This is a genomic window from Escherichia coli DSM 30083 = JCM 1649 = ATCC 11775 (assembly GCF_003697165.2).
GTDB lineage: Bacteria > Pseudomonadota > Gammaproteobacteria > Enterobacterales > Enterobacteriaceae > Escherichia > Escherichia coli.
The window spans coordinates 1,767,630-1,789,830 of the sequence record NZ_CP033092.2 but is presented as its reverse complement, the minus strand read 5'-3'; the positions used below and the strand labels follow the sequence as shown (position 1 = coordinate 1,789,830).

Below are 22,201 nucleotides of genomic sequence, written 5' to 3'. Positions count from 1 at the left end.
AACTGTTATCCCATTACATGATTATGAGGCAACGCCATGCATCCACGTTTTCAAACCGCTTTTGCCCAACTTGCGGATAACTTGCAATCTGCACTGGAACCTATTCTGGCAGACAAGTACTTCCCCGCTTTGTTGACCGGGGAGCAAGTCTCATCGCTGAAGAGCGCAACGGGGCTGGACGAAGACGCGCTGGCATTCGCACTACTTCCGCTGGCGGCAGCCTGTGCGCGTACGCCATTGTCGAATTTTAATGTTGGCGCAATTGCGCGCGGTGTGAGCGGAACCTGGTATTTCGGTGCCAATATGGAATTTATTGGTGCGACAATGCAGCAAACCGTTCATGCCGAACAAAGCGCGATCAGCCACGCCTGGCTGAGTGGTGAAAAAGCGCTTGCAGCCATCACCGTTAACTACACGCCTTGTGGTCACTGCCGTCAGTTTATGAATGAACTGAACAGCGGTCTGGATCTGCGTATTCATCTTCCGGGACGCGAGGCACACGCGCTGCGTGACTATCTACCGGATGCCTTTGGGCCGAAAGATCTGGAGATTAAAACGCTGCTGATGGACGAGCAGGATCACGGCTATGCGCTGACTGGTGATGCGCTTTCTCAGGCGGCGATTGCGGCGGCAAACCGTTCGCACATGCCTTACAGTAAGTCGCCAAGCGGTGTCGCGCTGGAATGTAAAGACGGTCGTATTTTCAGCGGCAGCTACGCTGAAAACGCCGCATTCAACCCGACTCTGCCGCCGTTGCAGGGGGCGTTAATTCTGTTGAATCTCAAGGGTTATGATTACCCGGATATCCAGCGCGCGGTTCTGGCAGAAAAAGCCGATGCGCCGTTGATTCAGTGGGATGCCACCTCCGCAACGCTGAAAGCTCTCGGCTGTCACAATATCGACCGCGTGCTTCTCGCTTAAGCCTGGTGCCGGATGCGGCGTGAACGCCTTGTCCGGCTTGCCAGCCCTTTCCTGGTGTCGAAAATCCCGGCAAACAGTTTGCCGTTTCTTGCGCAAAACCAGCGGGTAAAGTAGCCTGATGGAAATTTTCCTTAGATCGAGTCTCCTGCATGTTAAAGCGCGTGTTCCTCAGCCTGTTAGTCCTGATCGGCTTGCTGCTGTTGACTGTGCTCGGCCTCGATCGCTGGATGAGCTGGAAAACCGCGCCTTATATCTACGACGAATTGCAGGATCTCCCCTACCGCCAGGTCGGTGTGGTGCTCGGCACAGCAAAATATTATCGGACTGGCGTAATTAATCAGTATTATCGCTACCGCATTCAAGGAGCGATTAATGCCTATAACAGCGGTAAGGTAAATTATCTATTACTGAGCGGCGATAACGCATTGCAAAGTTATAATGAGCCGATGACCATGCGCAAAGATTTAATCGCAGCTGGTGTCGACCCATCAGATATTGTTCTCGATTACGCAGGCTTTCGTACGCTGGATTCCATCGTGCGTACACGCAAAGTTTTCGATACTAATGATTTCATTATTATCACCCAACGTTTCCACTGTGAGCGGGCATTATTTATTGCGCTGCATATGGGGATTCAGGCTCAGTGTTATGCCGTACCGTCACCGAAAGATATGCTGTCAGTACGTATTCGCGAATTTGCCGCCCGTTTCGGTGCGCTGGCTGACCTTTATATTTTTAAACGTGAACCGCGTTTTTTAGGGCCGCTGGTCCCTATTCCGGCTATGCACCAGGTGCCGGAAGATGCGCAGGGGTATCCCGCCGTCACACCCGAACAGTTACTTGAATTACAAAAGAAACAAGGAAAGTAGTTATGGATGTACAGCAGTTTTTTGTCGTTGCCGTTTTTTTCCTTATCCCGATATTTTGTTTCCGCGAAGCATGGAAAGGCTGGCGCGCAGGCGCGATTGATAAACGGGTTAAAAATGCACCGGAACCGGTGTATGTCTGGCGAGCGAAAAATCCCGGACTCTTCTTCGCTTATATGGTGGCATATATCGGCTTCGGAATTTTATCTATCGGCATGATTGTTTATCTTATTTTCTATCGTTAATATTTTCCCTTTTCTGTTAATTATTGAGAATAATTATTACTTCACTCAATAAGCTGCGGATATAACATTCTGAACCGCAGCTATTTGTGAATCCTTTCACAGTTTAAATTTCCCCACGCGCATAGCCTTAATATCAGCACGCAATATTTATTTAGCGTTCGCCTTAATTACTCATAGCATTAAGGAAGATCACATGCCGCAACAAAATTATCTGGATGAACTCACTCCGGCTTTTACGCCTTTACTGGCGATTAAAGAAGCCTCTCGCTGTTTATTATGTCATGACGCTCCCTGTAGTCAGGCTTGCCCGGCACAGACCGATCCGGGGAAATTTATTCGCTCAATCTACTTTCGTAATTTTAAAGGCGCTGCCGAGACAATTCGCGAAAATAATGCCCTCGGTGCCGTTTGTGCCAGAGTGTGCCCGACGGAGAAATTATGCCAAAGCGGTTGTACACGTGCCGGTGTTGATGCTCCCATTGATATCGGTCGCTTACAGCGTTTTGTTACTGATTTTGAACAACAAACTGGGATGGAAATTTATCAGCCCGGTACTAAAACGCTCGGCAAAGTCGCCATTATTGGCGCAGGTCCTGCCGGATTGCAGGCCAGTGTGACGCTGACAAACCAGGGTTATGACGTCACGATCTATGAGAAAGAAGCACAACCCGGTGGCTGGTTGCGTAACGGCATTCCGCAATTCCGGTTACCGCAATCGGTGCTGGATGCAGAAATCGCCCGTATAGAAAAAATGGGCGTGACCATTAAGTGCAATAACGAAATCGGTAAAACACTTACCCTGGAGCAGCTGAAAGCGGAAAACCGCGCGGTACTGGTCACCGTAGGGTTATCGAGCGGTTCCGGGTTATCGCTGTTTGAGCATAGCGACGTTGAGATTGCCGTCGACTTCCTGCAACGTGCACGACAGGCGCAAGGCGATATCAGCATTCCACAAAGCGCATTAATTATCGGCGGCGGTGATGTCGCGATGGACGTAGCCAGCACGCTGAAAGTTCTCGGCTGTCAGGCGGTAACCTGCGTAGCGCGTGAAGAGTTAGATGAGTTTCCGGCAAGCGAAAAAGAGTTTACCAGCGCCAGAGAGCTGGGCGTTTCGATCATCGATGGATTTACACCAGTAGCCGTGGAAGGCAATAAAGTCACCTTTAAGCATGTTCGTTTACCGGGTGAACTAACGATAGCGGCGGACAAAATTATTCTCGCTGTAGGTCAACATGCCGAACTTGCTGCTTTTTCCGCACTGGAACCGCAACGTAACACCATCGAAACGCAACATTACCAGACCCGCGACCCGCAAGTCTTTGCTGCTGGCGATATTGTTGAGGGTGACAAAACCGTGGTCTATGCAGTGAAAACCGGGAAAGAAGCCGCCGGGGCGATTCATCACTATTTAGAGGGAGCTTGCTCATGTTAACGAAAGATCTTTCGATTACTTTTTGCGGCGTGAAGTTTCCCAACCCGTTCTGCCTTTCTTCTTCGCCGGTAGGCAACTGCTATGAGATGTGCGCCAAAGCCTACGACACAGGTTGGGGCGGCGTGGTGTTTAAAACGATCGGTTTTTTTATCGCCAACGAAGTCTCGCCGCGTTTTGATCATCTGGTGAAAGAAGATACCGGTTTTATCGGCTTCAAAAATATGGAGCAGATTGCTGAACATCCGTTGGAAGAGAATCTGGCCGCCCTGCGTCGGCTGAAAGAAGATTACCCGGACAAAGTATTGATCGCTTCAATCATGGGCGAAAATGAGCAGCAATGGGAAGAGCTGGCGCGTCTGGTGCAAGAAGCTGGCGCGGATATGATCGAGTGTAACTTCTCCTGTCCGCAAATGACTTCTCATGCGATGGGTAGCGATGTCGGGCAAAGCCCGGAGCTGGTAGAAAAATATTGTCGGGCAGTAAAACGTGGTTCCACGCTGCCAATGCTGGCGAAGATGACGCCGAATATTGGTGATATGTGCGAAGTGGCGCTGGCGGCGAAGCGCGGCGGCGCAGATGGCATTGCGGCGATTAACACCGTTAAATCCATCACCAATATCGATCTTAATCAGAAAATTGGTATGCCGATCGTTAACGGTAAATCGAGTATTTCCGGATATTCCGGTAAAGCGGTAAAACCGATCGCCCTACGCTTTATTCAGCAAATGCGCACCCATCCAGAACTGCGCGATTTCCCGATCAGCGGTATCGGCGGCATTGAAACCTGGGAAGATGCGGCGGAGTTTTTATTGCTCGGCGCAGCGACGTTGCAGGTGACCACCGGCATTATGCAGTACGGGTATCGGATAGTGGAAGATATGGCAAGCGGGTTGTCGCATTATCTCGCCGATCAAGGGTTTGATTCGTTGCAGGAGATGGTGGGTCTGGCGAATCACAATATTGTCCCGGCGGAAGATTTAGACCGCAGTTATATTGTCTATCCCCATATCAATCTTGATAAATGTGTTGGCTGTGGACGCTGTTATATTTCCTGTTACGACGGCGGTCACCAGGCGATGGAATGGAGCGAGAAAACCCGCACACCGCATTGTAATACCGAGAAATGCGTGGGTTGTCTGCTTTGTGGTCATGTCTGCCCGGTAGGTTGTATTGATCTTGGGGAAGTGAAGTTTAAGAAAGGCGAGAAAGAACACCCGGTAACGTTGTAAAACCAGCGACGCATCCGGCATTTAGTTCCTGTCGCCGGATGCGGCGTGAACGCCTTACCCGGCATACAAAACAATATAAATCAGTATGTTGTGCTCATTGTAGGCCGGATAAAACGCGCCAGCGTTGCATCCGGCATTTGGTTCCTGTCGCCGGATGCGGCGTAAACGCCTTATCCGGCATACAAAACCATACAACTCATGATGTTATGTGCATTTCTGACCGGATGCGAACCACATTCACATCACTTCTTACGCGCGTATTTCAGTGAATCCAGCGCCACGGCGAAGATAATAATCGCCCCTTTGATGATGTACTGCCAGTACGGGTTTACGCCGATGTACGTCAGACCATAGTTGATGACGGTAAAAATAATCACCCCGGTCACCACACCAATTACCGTCCCCACACCGCCGCTGAACGATACGCCGCCTACCACGCACGCCGCGATAGCATCCAGCTCATACATAAAGCCGAGGTTGTTGGTGGCTGAGCCGATACGTCCGGCTTCTAACATCCCGCCGAAGGCATAGAACACACCAGACAACGCGTAAATCATCAGCAGGTTCAGGCCGACGTTGACACCAGATACTTTCGCCGCTTCCGGGTTACCGCCAATGGCAAAAATGTTCTTGCCGAAGCGGGTTTTGTTCCATAACACCCAGACAAACACCACCGCAATCAACGCGTAGAAGGTGATGTAAGAGAGACGGAAACTCCCCAGCGCGACAAAGCCCTGAGCAAAGGTAGAGAAGCCGCTGTCAAAACCGGAAATTGGCGACGCCCCGACAAAGTCGTAATAGAGCGAGTTAATGCCGTAGACGATAATCATCGTGCCGAGCGTGGTAATGAACGGCGTCACGTTGAGATAGGCGATAATCAGCCCGTTGATCAAACCGATAACCGCACCAATGGCACAGACAATCAGAATAACCAGCGCAATCGGCATCGTCGCCATTTCCGGGAACACTTTGTTGGCGTTATCCATGGACTGCAATAACGTCGCTGCTACTACTGCCGCCAGCCCCACCTGGCGACCTGCGGAAAGGTCAGTCCCCTGGGTGACAATTAACCCTGCCACACCAAGCGCGATAATAATACGCACCGATGACTGGGTGAGAATATTACTTAAGTTCAACAGACTTAAAAATGTTGGGTCCTGGAAAATAATAATCGCCAGCAAAACTAAAAGAACGACGTAAATACCGCCCTCTTTCAGGTAAGTAAGAAAACTTTTCTTATTTAACGCACTCATGGGAAGCCCCTAATCTTAAAGGTGCAAAGACGCAAGACGCAGAATTTCGCTTTGCGTTGTTGTTTTTGTATCGACAATTCCGGAAACGAGACCATTGCTCATGACCAGAATACGGTCTGTTATCCCTAACAACTCTGGCATTTCGGAGGAGATAATAATAATCCCCTTGCCTTTCTTCGCCAGTTCGGCAATTAACTGATAAATCTCAAACTTAGCCCCAACATCAATACCGCGTGTCGGTTCATCGAGCATTAATATTTCTGGTTGCGTTAACAGCCAGCGACCAATAATCACTTTTTGCTGATTACCACCGGAGAGCGAACCAATTTGCGTCCGATGCCCCGGTGTTTTTACCCGCATTGAATCAATCACCCACTGGGTATCGCTTTTCATCCGCGAGTTATCCAGTAAACCAACTTTATTTTTATAGTTGCGGATATTGGAAATTAACGAGTTAAAGCCAATATCCAGATAGGCATAAATTCCCGTTGAGCGGCGCTCTTCAGTTACCAGTGCAAATCCGTGGTTTATGGCTTCGTTGGCATTATGGTTATTGATCTTTTTGCCGTGCAACGTAATGGTGCCAGCCGATTTCTCGCGAATACCAAATAACGTCTCAACAATATCGGTACGTTTCGCTCCCACCAGACCGGCTATACCGAGAATCTCCCCTTTATGCAGATCAAACGAGACATCGCGAATCGACGGCTGGCGCAGCGACGTCAGGTTACGCACTTCCAGAATCACTTCGCCCGGCTTGTTTTCTTTGTCAGGGAAACGCTGGTTAAGAGAACGCCCAACCATCATGGCGATGATCTTGTCCATCGTCAGCCCTGCCAGCGGTTCGGTAGCGATCCACTGACCGTCGCGCAATACGGTAACTTCATCACATAACTGGAAGATTTCTTCCATTTTATGCGAGATATAAACAATACCGCAGCCGCGCTCTTTTAATTTACGAATAATAGTGAACAGATGATTGACCTCTTTTTCGGTTAACGAAGAAGTCGGTTCATCCATAATCACAATTTTCGCGTTATAGGAAAACGCTTTGGCAATTTCGATCATCTGCATTTGCGAAACAGATAATGTACCGACGCGCGCACGCGGATCGATATCAATATCCAGTTCATCAAAAATCGCTTTGGTTTCGCGGTACATTTTGTCCTGATCGACAAACATGCCTTTGGTGGGATATCGCCCCAGCCACATGTTGTCCATCACCGAACGTTGTAATACCAGGTTTAACTCCTGGTGTACCATCGAAATACCATTTTCCAGTGCTTCTTTGGCGGAATGGAAATCGATCTCTTTACCCTGGAATAAAATGGTGCCGGAGTCTTTTTGATAAATACCAAACAGGCATTTTAATAATGTCGATTTTCCTGCACCGTTTTCCCCCATTAATGCATGGATAGAATGTGGTCGGACTTTTAAATTAACGTTATCAAGTGCCTTAACACCAGGAAAAGACTTGTTGATACCGCTCATTTCCAACAAGTATTCCCCGGAAGACGGAGTCGTTGAGCTGACCATATAATTTTACCTTGTTGGCCATACAATAAGGGCGCAGTAAACGACTGCGCCCAATCAGTCTTATTTCTTGCTGAATTCAGCCAGGTTGTCTTTATCTACGCCAACATAAGGTACGCGGACCACTTTGTTGTCGATTTTCCAGTTGGTGCCATCAGCCGCACCTTTGCCATCGGCCAGGTTTTTCGCCAGATCAAAGGTCGCTTTCGCCTGGTTGTTAGCATCGTTCAGTACGGTGCCCGCCAGTGCACCGGATTTCACCAGCGCCAGCGCTTCTGGCAGCGCATCGACGCCAAACACCGGAATGCTGGACTTATTGTGTGCTTTCAGTGCTTCTACCGCGCCCATTGCCATCGCGTCGTTGTTGGCGATAACCACCTCGATTTTGTTGGCGTTCGGGCCAGACAGCCAGGCGTCCATCTTATCTTTCGCCTGAGCGGTATCCCACATAGCGGTATCTAACTGTAACTGTTCAGTTTTAATGCCTTTGTCGTTCAATTCTTTAATCACGTAAGTGGTACGTGCTTCTGCATCCGGATGCCCCGGCTCACCTTTCAGCAGTACGAATTGAATCTGACCGTCTTTGTTCAGATCCCAACCCTGATTCGCCGCCCAGTGTTTAGCAATCAAATCGCCCTGAATAATGCCGGACTCTTTGGAGTCAGTGCCAACGTAGTAGGCTTTGTCGTAGCTATCCAGCGCCTTACGAGACGGTTCTTTGTTGAAGAAAACCACCGGCACGTTTTGCCCACGCGCTTTCTCAATCACCGTACCCGCAGCTGCCGGGTCAACCAGGTTGATTGCCAGTGCCTTCACCCCTTTCGCCAGCAATACGTCGATCTGATCGTTCTGCTTGGACTGGTCATTCTGAGAATCATTCATCAGCAGCTGAACATCTGGCGCGGCTTTCGCATCTTGCTCAATAGCCTTGCGCACTACAGACATAAAGTTATCGTCGTACTTATAGATTGTTACACCAATGCGAGTATCAGCAGCGTGTGCAGCGGCACCGAATAACATGCTGGCCATCACAGCAGACAGGGTTAACACCTTCTTATTCATGGTATCTCCGGTTTTTCTTATGCAGGGTAGTGCTTGAGATAAATGCTCGGCGGGGCAGTAGAGTTAATGAAGTGTTACTGAACGCCGAAGCTCACTTTTTAAAATTCGTTCTTCCATGCCCGGTAACGCTCCAGAAAACGGCTTTAATTGTTGTTATGACGCTATTACCTCGGTGAAAGTGATTATTCACTGTTACATACGGGTTACAACGTTAAAACGGTGCAATCATAGCCATCACATTGTTAAGATACTGTGAAATCACTCACAGATTGAAAGCGGTTACATCGCCTGATTTGTTGAGTTAGTGATCGCCGCCGCATTCTGGCGTGTTGCGACAGAATGGCGACGCACTAACGTCGGCATAAAACAGTGGCTGGCACGAGGATCAATATTGTCTGCTGCCCCCTGCAAGGCCAGTTCGGTAGCTAATTTAGCCATTGAAGCAATGGGATAACGCACAGTCGTTAATTGCGGGTCGGTGTAACGGGCGATGGGAATATCATCGAAACCAATGATTGAGAGATGTAACGGAATCGCAATGCCATTATCTTTTAATGCTGTCAGTGCGCCAGCGGCCATATTGTCGTTGTAAGCAAATACAGCGGTTAGTTGTAGATTGCGCCCCAGCAGTTCAACCATCGCCGCCTCACCGCCCGGCATGTCCGGCGTGCCAGTGCCAATCCAGCTTTCCGGCGGAATAATATCCTGCTCTTTCAACGCACTCATCCAGCCTGCTTTACGCATGGCGTCATCTTCAATGCCGTGGCTGGAAGAAAGATAACCAATACGTTGATGACCGTTATTCAGCAACATGCGCGTCGCCATTCGGGCACCGCTGAGATTATCCAGGCAAACGCAACGATGGGCGTACCCCGGCACAACGCGGTTGATTAACACCATACCGGGAATGTTATCCATAAATTGTGCCAGTTCATCGTCACTCAATGCTTTTGAGTGAACAATCAACGCATTACAACGCTGGCGAATTAACACCTCAATGGCGTGACGCTCTTTTTCCGCTTCATGATAGCTATTGCCGATTAGCACGTATTTCTGATGCTGCTGGGCGACCAGATCCACCGCTTTTACCAGCGCGCCGAAAAACGCATCAGAAACGTCCATCACCACCACGCCAATGGTATCGCTAACCTGAGTTGCCAGCGCCTGGGCATTGGCGTTTGGCCGATAATCCAGCTCACTCACAGCTTTCATTACTGCCTCACGCGTATCGGCACTGACCAGCGTGCTGTTATTGAGCACCCGGGAAACCGTTGCCACAGAGACGCCAGCCTGACGCGCTACATCACGAATGGTGATCATATTCACTACCTGTTATGAGATTGCAGTAAATGACTGCTTGCTGGCGGCTATTTTGTCAGCACTGAATACAGGACTTCGTGAATCGAGTCACAGCAATGGAAACGGTTACAGCCGTTTTGTTAACGAATGTGATCCAGATCGTTATCTTGATGTTTTAGATATTGTCGGTCCGGCAGCACGCAAAGTTAACTGACGCCAGAGCCATTCCACCGGCCCCTGGCGGAAGTAACGCAGCCAGATAACAGAGAAGAAGATATTCGCCAACCATACCGGAATAACAAACGCCAGCAGCTCCAGACGGTCAAACTGCATAAACAAACCGAGGTGGTAAAAAAGCGTAGTACAAATCAGCGTTTGCAATAGATAGTTGGTCAGTGCCATCCGTCCGACACAGGCGATTGCCAGCACCAGCTTAAAGCGGCTTAATTGCGGCCAGAAGCCATAAAACAGCGACGCATAGCCAATCGCCTGAAACGGCGCACTCAGTTCCCGCGGCATCTGAAGTAAGAAGGCGCACCAACGATACGCCCAGTCCAGTCGCCATTGCAGGGCGATGGCAGGAAGGTTAATGATCACTCCAATCGCCACCAGCACAAAACCAGTACGACGATAGTGACGTAAGCTGAACTGCCCTTTCAGCCAGCCACTGCGCATCAATGCGGCACCAATGAGCATCATCCCTGCCAGTTGCCAGCCATACTGTGCGCCCAGTGCCAGTAAACTGTTGCCAACACCATCGGCACGATTACTGATCGCTTCAACACCACCGTGAAGTTTCCAGTGCTTTTCATACAAAATAGCCGATGCATCAGGTGTCCAGGCGCGGCTGGTCTGGCTATCGGAAATCAACCCCAATAACAGCAAAACGCCAAGCCCCACCAGATAAAGCATGACGCCGGTATTAAACAGGCTTTTTACCGATGGCGCATCGCGCACCAGCCGCCAGCAGATTAAGCCCACCAGCCCGTAAGCCAGCAGAATATCGCCGTCCCAGAACAATAAACCGTGAATAAAGCCCAGCAAGACTAACAGCGTTAACCGCGACTGGATCCATCGTCTGCCACGGGGCAGCAACATTTGCAGGCCCGCACCAAACAACAGCGCAAAAAGCGTGAGGAATTTCACCTGGCCGATGAGATCGAGAAATGCCCAGGTCCATGCATCCTGTGGCGTAATAGCGCCGTACCAGGCGGGATTGAGATAAGCCGCCTTTGGTAGCCCAAAGGCGCTGATGTTTAATAGCAGGATCCCCAGAATGGCGACGCCGCGAACAAAATCGAGCGTGACGTTGCGCTCCACGGTTCCTGCCTTTTTATCAGTTGTGATGACGCACAGCGCGCAGAAACTCGTGGCGCGTATTCTGACTGGATTTGAACAATCCACCAAGAGAGGTCGTTGTCGTGGCACTGGTTGCATCGCGGATGCCACGCGCCTTCACGCAGTAATGCACCGCGTCGATAGAGACAGCCACATTATTGGTGCCCAGCAGCGTTTGTAGCGCAATGAGAATTTGCTGCGTCAGACGTTCCTGCACCTGCGGACGCTGGGCAAAGAACTGCACAATACGGTTAATTTTTGACAGACCAATGACCGAATCTTTCGGGATATAGGCCACCGTCGCTTTGCCATCGATGGTAACAAAATGGTGTTCACAGGTGCTGGTCAGAGTGATATCGCGCACGGTGACCATTTCATCGACCTTCATTTTGTTTTCAATGAGGGTGATTTTCGGGAAATTGGCGTAATCCAGACCGGAGAAAATTTCATCGACATACATTTTAGCGATGCGATGCGGCGTTTCCATCAAACTGTCATCAGCCAGGTCGAGATTCAGCAGCTGCATGATTTCGGTCATATGACCAGCAATAAGGCTTTTGCGCGTTTCGTTATCCATTTCATGCACGGGCGGGCGCAGCGGTGTTTCCAGTCCTCGCGCAACTAACGCTTCATGAACCAGGGCCGCTTCTTTACTGAGTGATGGCATTTATGATTTCTCCTGCAGGTGTGACGCCTCCGCCCTGCGTGGGGGCAAAGTTATTAAGCTGATTTACAGCCTGATTATTGTGCGTGAGGCGGCGCACATAATCCAGTATTCACAGCGATAATTATTGTAATTGCCGCTGCCTTTCATCAGCAGATGTTAAAACATCGTTATGCAAATACGGAAGTGAAAGTTACTCACAGCACATTGAATAAACGGTATGATGAAGAAATTGCAAACAACACAACAAGGAGCCACGCATGGAAATGCTCGAAGAGCACCGCTGTTTTGAAGGCTGGCAGCAACGCTGGCGACACGACTCCAGTACCTTAAACTGCCCGATGACGTTCAGTATCTTTCTCCCACCACCTCGTGATCACACCCCGCCACCAGTGCTGTACTGGCTTTCCGGATTAACCTGCAATGACGAGAACTTCACCACCAAGGCGGGTGCCCAGCGCGTGGCGGCGGAACTGGGGATTGTACTGGTGATGCCAGACACCAGCCCGCGCGGCGAACAGGTTGCCAACGACGATGGCTACGATTTAGGCCAGGGCGCGGGGTTTTATCTTAACGCCACGCAACCACCGTGGGCGACACATTACCGGATGTATGATTATCTGCGCGATGAATTACCGGCGCTGATTCAGTCGCAATTTAATGTCAGCGACCGCTGCGCCATTAGCGGTCATTCCATGGGTGGTCACGGTGCACTGATTATGGCGCTGAAAAATCCGGGTAAATACACCAGCGTTTCCGCCTTTGCGCCAATTGTGAATCCGTGCAGCGTCCCGTGGGGAATCAAAGCGTTTAGCACTTATTTAGGTGAGGACAAAAATGCATGGCTGGAATGGGACAGTTGCGCGTTGATGTATGCCAGTAACGCGCAGGATGCAATCCCGACGCTTATTGATCAGGGTGATAATGATCAGTTTCTTGCTGACCAACTGCAACCTGCAGTACTGGCAGAAGCCGCGCGCCAGAAAGCGTGGCCGATGACGCTGCGTATTCAGCCGGGATATGATCACAGTTACTACTTCATCGCCTCTTTTATAGAGGATCACCTGCGCTTCCATGCGCAGTATTTACTGAAGTGAAAGTCCGCCCGGTTCGCCGGGCATCTTCTCATCAGAAGCGATAATCCACTGCCATAAAGTAACGACGTCCGTCTTCGTTATAGCTGTAGTCGTCACGACTGAGATCCTTGTCGCCAAGGTTCAGCACGCCTGCGCGCAGTTTGACGTCTTTAGTCACCTGCCAGGCCGCGCCGGTATTCCAGATGGTATAACCGCCCGGTGTTTTAGCCGTCGCGCTGTCGGCGCGTTTCTGCCCGGTATAGTGACCAGAAACATAGAATGACCAGTCTTCCAGCGCCAGCGGTTTCCAGTCCAGCGTACCGTTAGCAGTATGGAACGGCAGATCGGATAGCGGTTTGTTTTCGCCGTTGCTGACATCACGACCATCGTTGTAGGTGTAGTTGATCGACAGTTTCCATTCATCGTTGAACGGAATTTTCAGTTCGGTTTCCACGCCCTGAATACGAGCTTTGTTAACGTTGTAGTAGCTAAATACCGGTATGCGCCGTCCGTTAGCGCCCGTCTCAAAACCGACAAAGTTTTGGTAGCCCGGTGCAGCATTGACGTCAGACGTACGGCTAATGCTGATACGATCTTTCACATCGTTACGGAAAACGGTAACGCTGGATTCAACCCCTTCCAGCCAGCCTTCTTCACCCATGTAGTAAAGCCCCAGCTCCCAACTTTCGCTGGTTTCTGGTTTCAGATCCGGGCTACCCACAATCTTACATGCGCCACGGCAGGAATTGCTCGTCCAGTCAGGGCTAAGTTGCAACAGAGAAGGGGCTTTAAATGCCGTCGCCCAGCCCCCTTTCACCGTTACGGTGTCGGTGGCGTTATAAACCAGGTAGGCACGCGGACTCCAGTGTTCACCGTAGGTTTCGTGATCGTCCATACGCACGCCGGTCGTCAGCGCCAGCGGCTCGAAGATCCGCCATTCATCTTCCACAAACAGCGCGTACTGGCTGGCAGACGTTTTGGAGCTGGTTCCCCCGGTCAGGTTCACCGCATCGCTAAGTTTGTCGTGACGCCATTCACCGCCAACCGTGAGAAACTGATTAATCGCCGTCAGCGGCAACGTGTATTTGCCGTCGACCGTATTGCTTTCGGAAGTTATCGGGCTGCTGTTGCCAGGGTTTTTGTTCTCGACTTTCTCACCGTAGTATTTCAGTTCGCTGGTGCCGTAATCCCAACGCCCATTATGGCTGACGGAGTAGTTCTGGCGTTCCAGGCGGTTTTTGTCCAGCGAGTCGGAATCACGATCCTGACGGTCGAAACCGTATCCGGCAGTAAAATCGTGATTTTGATTCGGTGTCCAGGCAAATTCGACATTGCCGTCGCGGCTGGAGAATCCTTCAATACGCGGCGTTTCTCCGGTATCGGTGGTCGTTGAGTTTTGCGGGTCATCCTTTTCACGTTTTGCCAGGCTGCCGTAAGCTTTCATTCCCAGCACGCCGTCAATTAATGGTCCGCTGGTAAAGAATTGACCGTTATAGGTATCACCGCGATCGCGATGTTCCTGAACGGTGGTATCGACGGTAACGGTGCCCGACCATTTCTGACCGATTTTTTTGGTGATGATATTCACTACACCGCCGAGCGCATCGGAACCGTACAGCGACGACATCGGGCCACGGACCACTTCAATACGTTCGATGGAATCGACCGGGATCCAGTTCAGATCGAAATCATTGTGGCGGAAGACGGCATTGCGGGAGTTAACGCGTTTACCGTCGACAAGAATCAGGGTGTAGCTGCTGTCCAGACCACGAATACTTACGCCCTTACGGTTATCCCCTTCGTTCGTCAGTTGTACGCCAGGCACTTCTTTGAGGACATCCTTCAGATTCTGTACCGGTTTTCGCTGCAGGTCTTCCTGGGTAATGACGCTGATACTGGCGGGAGCATCTTTAAGGTTTTGTTCAACGGAAGATGCAGTGACAACCATCGTTTCGCCATCATCATCGACCGCTAACACAGGCCATGCACAAGAAATAGCGGACAAACACAGCCCGACCCGTACGAAAGGGTTCAACCTAAACATTCCATATCTCCATGAGGTAACTACGAAAATAAAATGGGTATCGCTCACATCTTCTTTACGTCCCCTTGCGTACGGCAGCATCGCGGTGGACTTATTTGTATGCAGGTGATCATCCCAGAAAGCCGGAACAGCCTCTGATTTGTCAGCCTTTTTTGATTGCGGCGTAACGATAATGCAAACGATAACAATTATCAATCCAAATGTTAAATTTTATATCCGCATGATTTGTCAGGGAAATGGAATTGAAAAAGCCCTCTCGGTTGAGAGGGCTTAGCAAGGAAGGGAGGAAACTTATTTCTTATCGTTCTGCGGGAACTTCATTTCGCTGTAGCGTACGAAGTGAGTTCCTTTAATCAGCTTATAGCCGAACCAAATAATCAGGAACAGCGGGATACCAATATACGTTGCCGCTACGCCGCCCCAGTCAATGGTATCTTTCAGGAACGCTTCGTAGTTCTGGCCCAAAGTGATAATCAGACACAGAATGAATGCGAAGATCGGCCCCATTGGGAAGAAACCTGAACGGTACGGCAGATCGTTAATGTCGTGTCCCTGCAATACGTACCCGCGACGGAAACGATAGTGGCTAATGGCAATCCCCAGCCAGGCGATAAAGCCCGTCATCCCGGAGGTGTTCAGCAGCCACAGGTATACCGTCTGGTTGCCAAACATGGAGGTCAGGAAGCACAAACCGGCAATCACCGTCGTCGCATACAGCGCATTACGCGGCACGCCACCACGCGACAGTTTAGCGAAAATGCGCGGCGCTTTACCGTCACACGCCAGGGTATACAGCATACGAGTAGACGCATACATACCGGAGTTACCTGCTGACAGCACCGCCGTCAGAATAACTGCGTTCATCACCGCCGCCGCAGAGAGCAGACCCGCGTGCTGGAACACCAGGGTGAACGGACTGACGCTGATGTCTTTAACATCGTTACGCAGCAGGCTCGGATCGGTATACGGAATAATCAGGCTGATAATCAGGATCGCGAACACATAGAACAACAGGATTCGCCAGAATACCTGACGTACCGCGCGTGGAATGTTTTTCGCCGGATCTTCGGACTCGCCTGCAGCAATACCGATCAGCTCGGTTCCCTGGAAAGAGAAGCCGACAATCATAGCTACGCCGATCATCGCCGCAAAACCACCAGCAAACGGCGCTTCGCCGATTGTCCAGTTGCTCCAGCCCGCAGGCTGCGCGCCTTTGAAGATACCGATAATCATCAGCACGCCAACGATGATAAAGACAATAACTGTCGTGACTTTGATCAGTGAGAACCAGTATTCCGCTTCACCAAAGCCGCGAACAGAGATGTAGTTCAACAGGAAGATAACGCCGAGGAACAACGCACTCCAGATCCAGCCCGGTGTATCCGGGAACCACCAGCTCATGACCAGCTGTGCTGCAACCAGGTCAACGGCAATAGTCACCGCCCAGTTGTACCAGTAGTTCCAGCCCAGCGCGAAGCCAAAGCCTTCTTCAACATAGTTCTGACCGTAAGTGGCAAACGAACCGGAAACCGGCATATATGCAGCCAGTTCACCGAGACTGGTCATCAGGAAGTAAACCATCAGGCCAATCAGCATATACGAGAGCAATGCCCCGCCCGGACCTGCCTGAGAAATCGTTGCGCCAGAGGCAACAAAAAGACCTGTACCGATGGAACCGCCAATGGCAATCATCGTCAGGTGACGCGCCTTCAATTCACGGCGTAAGCCCGGCGCTTCTGTAGTTTTAGTTTCGGAACCCATACAAAAATGCTATCCATCTTAAAAATGAGGCGCGATTGTAGCAGACGATTGGCAATCCTTCCGGCAGAAATACACGGTTATAAGACACCTTCATGATCGCCCAGGGATTATAAGTAAAGCAGCCAATCTCTTTTCTGGCGAATGCATGCTGAGGGCGCTGCGTCACGAAATCGACACAGCACCAGCATGTTCTTGTACAGCACCTTAACGCGGTACATTCGCGGGATCGCAATAGTCCAGAAAGCGCCGTAGCGCGTTGGAAAGGTGTTTTTGCCGATGATGTATACGCCACAACGTACGCATCAGGCGCGGCAGAGGGACCGCAACTTCACTTAATGTGCCTGCCTGCAATTGATCTTCAATCACCCGTCGCGACAGGCAACTAATTCCCAACCCATGACGCACCGCATGTTTGATTGCCTCGGAGTTACCTAATTCCATCGCCATCTCAAACTTCGGTAAATGTGACAGCAACAGATAATCGACAATCTCCCGCGTGCCGGAACCGCGTTCACGCAGGATCCACGGCGCAGCGGCCAGCTGTTCTAAGGTGACCGGACCACGAGCCAACGGCGAAGTCGGCGCGGCGAAAACCACCAGCTCGTCTTCCAGCCACGGTTCAGAAATGATTTCAGTGCTGTGGCACGGTCCTTCAATAAAGCCAATATCAACGCGGAAATCCAGCACCGCTTGCATCACGTCCTGGCTATTCCCAACGCTAAGTTCAATCGGCAACTGCGGATAATCATGGCGATAACGGGCGATAACTGCAGGCAGAATGTAGTTACCGATGGTACTACTGGCATAGATACGAATCGCGCCGTTGTCTTCGCGAAACAGTTGTTCGATTTCAACCGCCTGTTCAAGCAGTGCCAACGCTCGCGGATAGAGCAGCCGCCCGTGTTCATTAACAACCAGTCTTTTCCCCACGCGATCAAACAGTTGAACGCCAAGCTGCCCTTCCAGGTCGGTCAAGGCTGCGCTCACTGCTGATTGCGACAACGCCAGCATCACCGACGCCTGGGTGGTTGATCCACTTTTCAATACTTCTGCAAAAACTTCCAACTGCCGGAGGGTGATGTGCATAGTCGCTTACCACTTATAAAGATTAATTATAAATATATAATCAATTTTATTTTTAAACCAGTTAGTCGTAACCTTATGCCCGGTTAAAGGAGAGGGTTATGACGAATATCACCTTACAGAAACAACATCGTACACTGTGGCATTTTATTCCGGGGTTAGCCCTGAGTGCAGTTATCACCGGGGTCGCCCTGTGGGGTGGTTCCATTCCCGCTGTTGCGGGTGCCGGGTTTAGTGCCCTCACCCTCGCAATCTTGTTGGGGATGGTTTTAGGCAACACCATTTACCCGCACATCTGGAAAAGCTGTGACGGTGGTGTGCTGTTTGCCAAGCAATATTTATTACGTCTGGGTATCATTCTTTATGGCTTCCGTCTGACGTTCTCGCAAATTGCCGATGTCGGTATCAGTGGGATCATCATTGACGTGTTGACGCTGTCCAGTACCTTCCTGCTGGCTTGCTTCCTGGGGCAGAAAGTGTTTGGTCTGGATAAGCACACCAGCTGGTTGATCGGTGCCGGTAGCAGTATCTGTGGTGCTGCCGCGGTACTGGCGACTGAGCCGGTAGTGAAAGCAGAAGCCAGTAAAGTAACCGTGGCTGTTGCAACCGTTGTTATCTTCGGGACCGTCGCGATTTTCCTCTACCCGGCGATATATCCGCTGATGTCTCAATGGTTTAGTCCGGAAACTTTCGGTATCTACATTGGTTCTACTGTGCACGAAGTGGCGCAGGTGGTGGCGGCAGGTCATGCCATCAGCCCGGATGCAGAAAACGCAGCAGTTATTTCCAAAATGCTGCGCGTGATGATGCTGGCTCCGTTCCTCATCCTGCTGGCGGCGCGTGTTAAACAGCTGTCTGGGGCGAACAGCGGCGAGAAAAGCAAAATCACTATTCCGTGGTTTGCCATCTTGTTCATCGTCGTTGCCATCTTTAACTCGTTCCACCTGTTACCGCAGAGCGTGGTGAACATGCTGGTAACGCTGGATACCTTCCTGCTGGCAATGGCGATGGCGGCGCTGGGTCTGACCACTCACGTCAGCGCGCTGAAAAAAGCCGGGGCGAAACCTCTGCTGATGGCACTGGTACTGTTTGCCTGGCTGATTGTTGGTGGTGGTGCGATTAACTATGTGATTCAAAGCGTCATCGCATAAACCACTACATCTTGCTCCTGTTAACCCGCTATCATTACCGTTTTCCTCCAGCGGGTTTAACAGGAGTCCTCGCATGAAATACATTGGAGCGCACGTTAGTGCTGCTGGCGGTCTGGCAAATGCCGCAATTCGCGCCGCCGAAATCGACGCAACCGCGTTTGCCTTGTTCACCAAAAACCAACGTCAGTGGCGTGCCGCACCGCTCACGACGCAAACCATCGATGAATTCAAAGCCGCCTGTGAAAAATATCACTACACATCGGCGCAAATTCTTCCCCACGACAGTTATCTGATTAACCTCGGACATCCGGTTGCTGAAGCTCTGGAAAAATCGCGCGATGCCTTTATAGATGAAATGCAGCGTTGCGAACAGCTGGGGCTTTCTTTGCTCAACTTCCACCCTGGCAGCCATCTGATGCAGATTTCAGAAGAGGATTGCCTTGCGCGTATTGCCGAATCCATCAACATTGCGCTGGATAAAACTCAAGGTGTCACCGCGGTGATTGAAAACACCGCCGGTCAGGGCAGTAACTTAGGGTTTAAATTCGAACATCTCGCGGCGATTATCGACGGCGTGGAAGATAAATCCCGCGTCGGCGTCTGCATTGATACCTGCCATGCTTTCGCTGCCGGGTATGATTTGCGTACTCCTGCCGAATGCGAGAAAACGTTCGCTGATTTTGCCCGTATTGTAGGCTTTAAGTATCTGCACGGGATGCACCTCAACGATGCGAAAAGCACCTTTGGCAGCCGCGTTGACCGCCATCATAGCCTCGGCGAAGGCAATATCGGTCATGATGCGTTCCGCTGGATCATGCAAGACGACCGTTTCGACGGCATTCCGCTGATCCTTGAAACCATCAACCCGGATATCTGGGCAGAAGAGATCGCCTGGCTGAAAGCGCAACAAACTGAAAAAGCGGTGGCCTGATCGATGAACGACAGGGAAAAGCAGATTCTTAAAATTTTACGGCGTAACCCGCTGATTCAACAGAATGAAATCGCCGATATTCTGCAAATCAGCCGCTCACGTGTTGCCGCTCATATTATGGATTTGATGCGCAAGGGTTTGATTAAAGGCAAAGGATATATCCTTACCGAGCAGGATTACTGTGTGGTTGTGGGTGCAATCAATATGGATATTCGCGGAATGGCGGATATCCGTTACCCGCAAGCAGCCTCTCATCCAGGTTCTGTTCACTGTTCCGCAGGCGGCGTCGGACGTAATATCGCGCATAACCTGGCTCTGCTTGGTCGGGATGTGCATTTAATATCAGCTATTGGCAACGATTTTTACGGCGAGACATTACTGGAAGAAACGCGCCGCGCGGGCGTGAACGTTTCAAACTGCATTCGTCTGCATGGACACAGCACTGCAACTTATCTCGCTATCGCTAATAAGCAGGAAGAAACTATCCTGGCAATCAATGACACACATATTCTGCAACAGCTAACGCCTCAACTGCTCAATACTTCACGGGACTTGATTCGCCATGCTGGTGTGGTGCTGGCTGATTGTAATCTCACACCTGAAGCCCTGGAGTGGGTCTTTACCATTGCTGATGAAATTCCGATGTTTGTCGATACCGTTTCCGAATTTAAAGCGAACAAAGTAAAAAACTGGTACAGCCGGATCCACACTCTGAAACCAACACAAAATGAACTGGAAATTTTGTGGGGGCAACCGATTAAAGACGACAACAATCGCATCAGAGCTGTAAATTCGCTGCATCAACAAGGTGTTAAACGCATTTTTGTTTATCTGAAAGATGAATCTGTATTTTGCAGCGATAAGGATGGAGAACAATTTTTGCTGACCGCGCCAGCGCATACGACAGTAGACAGTTTTGGTGCTGACGATGGTTTTATGGCGGGCCTGGTATATAGCTTTCTTGAAGGATACAGTTTCCGCGACAGCGCCCGTTTTGCGATGGCCTGCGCGGCAATTTCGCGCGCCAGCGGCAGCTTAAACAACCCTACCCTGTCTGCCGATAACGCGCTTTCATTAGTGCCAATGGTGTAACAATGTTGCCGGATTCGACGCTTGACCGCATCTTATCCGGCTCATAAATTGCGCACTACGCTAAACCAATAAAGAATCCTGCAATAGTAGCACTCATCAGGTTACTGACAGCAAAAACGCAATAGCCAGTAATACCACCATTCCCAGAACACTTCTCATGACATCCATAGTTATTATCTCTTCATGTCATTTTGGGCGACGGCTCTCTGCCCATCATAAATAGCCGGGCCTGCATCTTGCGATACTGACCCGGCTTGTTATCAACACTTAATGGGTTTTTATGTAGCCGCGTACGCACTCTTCGACTAATCCCCAGAACCAGTCGGTATCAATAGTGATGCCGACTTTTGTATTGGCGGGCTTGCCAAGAACGCCCAGCTCGTCGCAGACGGTACGCCCGTAACAAGGGCCACTGTTGACGTCCACTTCGACGTACATCTCCTGGGTTTTAATGCCATCGGGGTTAATCAGATAACCGATACAGGTGGCGTCATGTACCGGGCCGCCAGCCAGGCCGTAGTTTTCGAACTGCGTTTTGAGAGTGAAGTTCATGATGTCGCTGAACAGCTCTCCGGCAGGGCCGCCAGCCCTTTCCATCCGAGCAATCACATCCGGGGTGCAAACGGTCTGGTTGGTAAGATCGAGGCCCATCATCACTAATGGAACGCCGGAGGTGAACACCACGCGTGCGGCCTCCGGGTCAGCAAAGATGTTGAACTCAGCAGATGGGGTGAAGTTGCCAGTACCATAAGCACCGCCCATCAGAACAATTTCACGGATTTTCGGCAGGATCGCGGGTTGCATACGCATTGCCACCGCGATGTTTGACAACGGACCAACCGGCACCAGAGTGATATCGCCATCGCTTGCCATAAGGGTATCGATGATATATTTCACCGCATGAGTGTTTTCTGCCTGGCGGGTCAGCGGCTCGAATACCGGGCCATCCAGTCCGGTTTCACCGTGAATATTATCGGCAACAATTTGTTGACGCATAATGGGCTGCGGCATCCCCGCATAAACCGGAACATTAATCTCCAGTTTCTGGCAAACATTCAGGCCATTAATTAATGTTTTATCGAGGGTTTGATTACCCGCTACAATGGTGATACCTAATAAATCAATCGCCGGATGTTTCGCCGCCATCATTATAGCAATAGCATCATCATGACCCGGATCACAATCCAGAATAATTTTTCTCTTTTCCATTGTTTATTTCCT

19 protein-coding genes and 1 pseudogene are annotated in these 22,201 nt (G+C 50.5%); 9 read left to right on the top strand and 11 right to left on the bottom strand.

Translation table 11 applies throughout. From position 1 onward, the window contains the following. Positions 1-36: 36 nt before the first annotated feature. From cdd to preA, 5 genes are all read left to right on the top strand, one after another. Positions 37-921 (top strand): cytidine deaminase, encoded by an 885-nt coding sequence (gene cdd, locus EAS44_RS09580; RefSeq protein WP_000553553.1) that lies wholly within the window; start codon positions 37-39, stop codon positions 919-921. A 149-nt stretch (positions 922-1,070) separates the two neighbouring features. Next, positions 1,071-1,790, top strand: coding sequence for an outer membrane permeability protein SanA (gene sanA / locus EAS44_RS09575; RefSeq protein ID WP_000920064.1), 720 nt, complete (start codon positions 1,071-1,073; stop codon positions 1,788-1,790). A 2-nt stretch (positions 1,791-1,792) separates the two neighbouring features. Further along, a complete protein-coding gene (gene yeiS / locus EAS44_RS09570) occupies positions 1,793-2,032 on the top strand; it encodes a DUF2542 family protein (protein WP_000383096.1) in 240 nt (79 codons plus the stop codon). Positions 2,033-2,225: 193 nt separating this feature from the next. Next, on the top strand, positions 2,226-3,464 hold the full coding sequence (gene preT / locus EAS44_RS09565; protein ID WP_001136336.1) for an NAD-dependent dihydropyrimidine dehydrogenase subunit PreT: 1,239 nt from the start codon (positions 2,226-2,228) through the stop codon (positions 3,462-3,464). After that, positions 3,458-4,693: an NAD-dependent dihydropyrimidine dehydrogenase subunit PreA gene (gene preA / locus EAS44_RS09560; RefSeq protein WP_000956067.1), complete on the top strand. Its 1,236-nt coding sequence runs from the start codon at positions 3,458-3,460 to the stop codon at positions 4,691-4,693. Before preT ends, preA begins: the two co-directional genes overlap by 7 nt. A 242-nt stretch (positions 4,694-4,935) precedes the next feature. Here the strand turns inward: preA and mglC are convergent, their stop codons facing one another. From mglC to folE, 6 genes are all read right to left on the bottom strand, one after another. Further along, on the bottom strand, positions 4,936-5,946 hold the full coding sequence (mglC, locus tag EAS44_RS09555; protein ID WP_001275119.1) for a galactose/methyl galactoside ABC transporter permease MglC: 1,011 nt from the start codon (positions 5,944-5,946) through the stop codon (positions 4,936-4,938). A 15-nt stretch (positions 5,947-5,961) separates the two neighbouring features. Further along, a complete protein-coding gene (gene mglA, locus EAS44_RS09550) occupies positions 5,962-7,482 on the bottom strand; it encodes a galactose/methyl galactoside ABC transporter ATP-binding protein MglA (protein WP_000255034.1) in 1,521 nt (506 codons plus the stop codon). Between the two features lie 60 nt (positions 7,483-7,542). After that, positions 7,543-8,541 (bottom strand): galactose/glucose ABC transporter substrate-binding protein MglB, encoded by a 999-nt coding sequence (gene mglB / locus EAS44_RS09545; protein WP_001036964.1) that lies wholly within the window; start codon positions 8,539-8,541, stop codon positions 7,543-7,545. 279 nt (positions 8,542-8,820) lie between these two features. After that, positions 8,821-9,861, bottom strand: coding sequence for an HTH-type transcriptional regulator GalS (gene galS / locus EAS44_RS09540; protein ID WP_000628655.1), 1,041 nt, complete (start codon positions 9,859-9,861; stop codon positions 8,821-8,823). Between the two features lie 141 nt (positions 9,862-10,002). Then, positions 10,003-11,160 carry a DUF418 domain-containing protein YeiB gene (gene yeiB / locus EAS44_RS09535; protein ID WP_000440890.1) on the bottom strand — a complete coding sequence of 386 codons (1,158 nt, stop codon included), beginning with the start codon at positions 11,158-11,160 and terminating at the stop codon, positions 10,003-10,005. Positions 11,161-11,176: 16 nt separating this feature from the next. Continuing rightward, positions 11,177-11,845, bottom strand: coding sequence for a GTP cyclohydrolase I FolE (gene folE / locus EAS44_RS09530; protein WP_001139613.1), 669 nt, complete (start codon positions 11,843-11,845; stop codon positions 11,177-11,179). Positions 11,846-12,102: 257 nt separating this feature from the next. On the opposite strand from folE, the gene yeiG reads away from it, so the two are divergent. After that, positions 12,103-12,939: an S-formylglutathione hydrolase gene (gene yeiG, locus EAS44_RS09525; RefSeq protein ID WP_000425456.1), complete on the top strand. Its 837-nt coding sequence runs from the start codon at positions 12,103-12,105 to the stop codon at positions 12,937-12,939. 31 nt (positions 12,940-12,970) lie between these two features. On the opposite strand, the gene cirA is transcribed toward yeiG, so the two are convergent. The 3 genes from cirA to yieE form a co-directional block, all read right to left on the bottom strand. Beyond that, positions 12,971-14,962, bottom strand: coding sequence for a catecholate siderophore receptor CirA (gene cirA / locus EAS44_RS09520; RefSeq protein WP_000489277.1), 1,992 nt, complete (start codon positions 14,960-14,962; stop codon positions 12,971-12,973). A gap of 291 nt (positions 14,963-15,253) precedes the next feature. Further along, complete coding sequence (lysP, locus tag EAS44_RS09510; RefSeq protein ID WP_000534385.1) at positions 15,254-16,723, bottom strand: lysine-specific permease; 1,470 nt, start codon at positions 16,721-16,723, stop codon at positions 15,254-15,256. A gap of 204 nt (positions 16,724-16,927) precedes the next feature. Next, positions 16,928-17,809: a DNA-binding transcriptional regulator YeiE gene (yieE, locus tag EAS44_RS09505; RefSeq protein ID WP_000548294.1), complete on the bottom strand. Its 882-nt coding sequence runs from the start codon at positions 17,807-17,809 to the stop codon at positions 16,928-16,930. 98 nt (positions 17,810-17,907) lie between these two features. On the opposite strand from yieE, the gene yeiH reads away from it, so the two are divergent. From yeiH to EAS44_RS09490, 3 genes are all read left to right on the top strand, one after another. After that, positions 17,908-18,957, top strand: coding sequence for a YeiH family protein (yeiH, locus tag EAS44_RS09500; RefSeq protein ID WP_000182053.1), 1,050 nt, complete (start codon positions 17,908-17,910; stop codon positions 18,955-18,957). Between the two features lie 73 nt (positions 18,958-19,030). Further along, entirely contained in the window at positions 19,031-19,888 is an 858-nt protein-coding gene (gene nfo, locus EAS44_RS09495; protein WP_000873879.1) for a deoxyribonuclease IV, read from the top strand. 3 nt (positions 19,889-19,891) lie between these two features. Then, positions 19,892-20,980, top strand: coding sequence for a sugar kinase (locus EAS44_RS09490; RefSeq protein WP_000999820.1), 1,089 nt, complete (start codon positions 19,892-19,894; stop codon positions 20,978-20,980). Positions 20,981-21,082: 102 nt separating this feature from the next. Here EAS44_RS09490 and EAS44_RS25860 read toward each other — a convergent pair. Together EAS44_RS25860 and rihB are read right to left on the bottom strand one after the other, a co-directional pair. Next, positions 21,083-21,148: pseudogene (locus EAS44_RS25860) on the bottom strand (hypothetical protein); the annotation flags it as partial. Positions 21,149-21,247: 99 nt separating this feature from the next. Further along, positions 21,248-22,189: a ribosylpyrimidine nucleosidase gene (gene rihB / locus EAS44_RS09485; RefSeq protein ID WP_000415422.1), complete on the bottom strand. Its 942-nt coding sequence runs from the start codon at positions 22,187-22,189 to the stop codon at positions 21,248-21,250. Between the last annotated feature and the right edge of the window lie 12 nt (positions 22,190-22,201).

Excerpts from the sequence above, each read along its gene's own strand:
- folE (WP_001139613.1), bottom strand. The coding sequence starts at position 11,845 with ATGCCATCACTCAGTAAAGAAGCGGCCCTGGTTCATGAAGCGTTAGTT.
- yeiS (WP_000383096.1), top strand. The coding sequence starts at position 1,793 with ATGGATGTACAGCAGTTTTTTGTCGTTGCCGTTTTTTTCCTTATCCCG.
- mglC (WP_001275119.1), bottom strand. The coding sequence starts at position 5,946 with ATGAGTGCGTTAAATAAGAAAAGTTTTCTTACTTACCTGAAAGAGGGC.
- cirA (WP_000489277.1), bottom strand. The coding sequence starts at position 14,962 with ATGTTTAGGTTGAACCCTTTCGTACGGGTCGGGCTGTGTTTGTCCGCT.
- preT (WP_001136336.1), top strand. The coding sequence starts at position 2,226 with ATGCCGCAACAAAATTATCTGGATGAACTCACTCCGGCTTTTACGCCT.
- EAS44_RS09490 (WP_000999820.1), top strand. The coding sequence starts at position 19,892 with ATGAACGACAGGGAAAAGCAGATTCTTAAAATTTTACGGCGTAACCCG.
- mglA (WP_000255034.1), bottom strand. The coding sequence starts at position 7,482 with ATGGTCAGCTCAACGACTCCGTCTTCCGGGGAATACTTGTTGGAAATG.
- lysP (WP_000534385.1), bottom strand. The coding sequence starts at position 16,723 with ATGGGTTCCGAAACTAAAACTACAGAAGCGCCGGGCTTACGCCGTGAA.
- yieE (WP_000548294.1), bottom strand. The coding sequence starts at position 17,809 with ATGCACATCACCCTCCGGCAGTTGGAAGTTTTTGCAGAAGTATTGAAA.
- cdd (WP_000553553.1), top strand. The coding sequence starts at position 37 with ATGCATCCACGTTTTCAAACCGCTTTTGCCCAACTTGCGGATAACTTG.
- rihB (WP_000415422.1), bottom strand. The coding sequence starts at position 22,189 with ATGGAAAAGAGAAAAATTATTCTGGATTGTGATCCGGGTCATGATGAT.
- yeiH (WP_000182053.1), top strand. The coding sequence starts at position 17,908 with ATGACGAATATCACCTTACAGAAACAACATCGTACACTGTGGCATTTT.
- mglB (WP_001036964.1), bottom strand. The coding sequence starts at position 8,541 with ATGAATAAGAAGGTGTTAACCCTGTCTGCTGTGATGGCCAGCATGTTA.
- nfo (WP_000873879.1), top strand. The coding sequence starts at position 19,031 with ATGAAATACATTGGAGCGCACGTTAGTGCTGCTGGCGGTCTGGCAAAT.
- preA (WP_000956067.1), top strand. The coding sequence starts at position 3,458 with ATGTTAACGAAAGATCTTTCGATTACTTTTTGCGGCGTGAAGTTTCCC.
- yeiG (WP_000425456.1), top strand. The coding sequence starts at position 12,103 with ATGGAAATGCTCGAAGAGCACCGCTGTTTTGAAGGCTGGCAGCAACGC.
- galS (WP_000628655.1), bottom strand. The coding sequence starts at position 9,861 with ATGATCACCATTCGTGATGTAGCGCGTCAGGCTGGCGTCTCTGTGGCA.
- sanA (WP_000920064.1), top strand. The coding sequence starts at position 1,071 with ATGTTAAAGCGCGTGTTCCTCAGCCTGTTAGTCCTGATCGGCTTGCTG.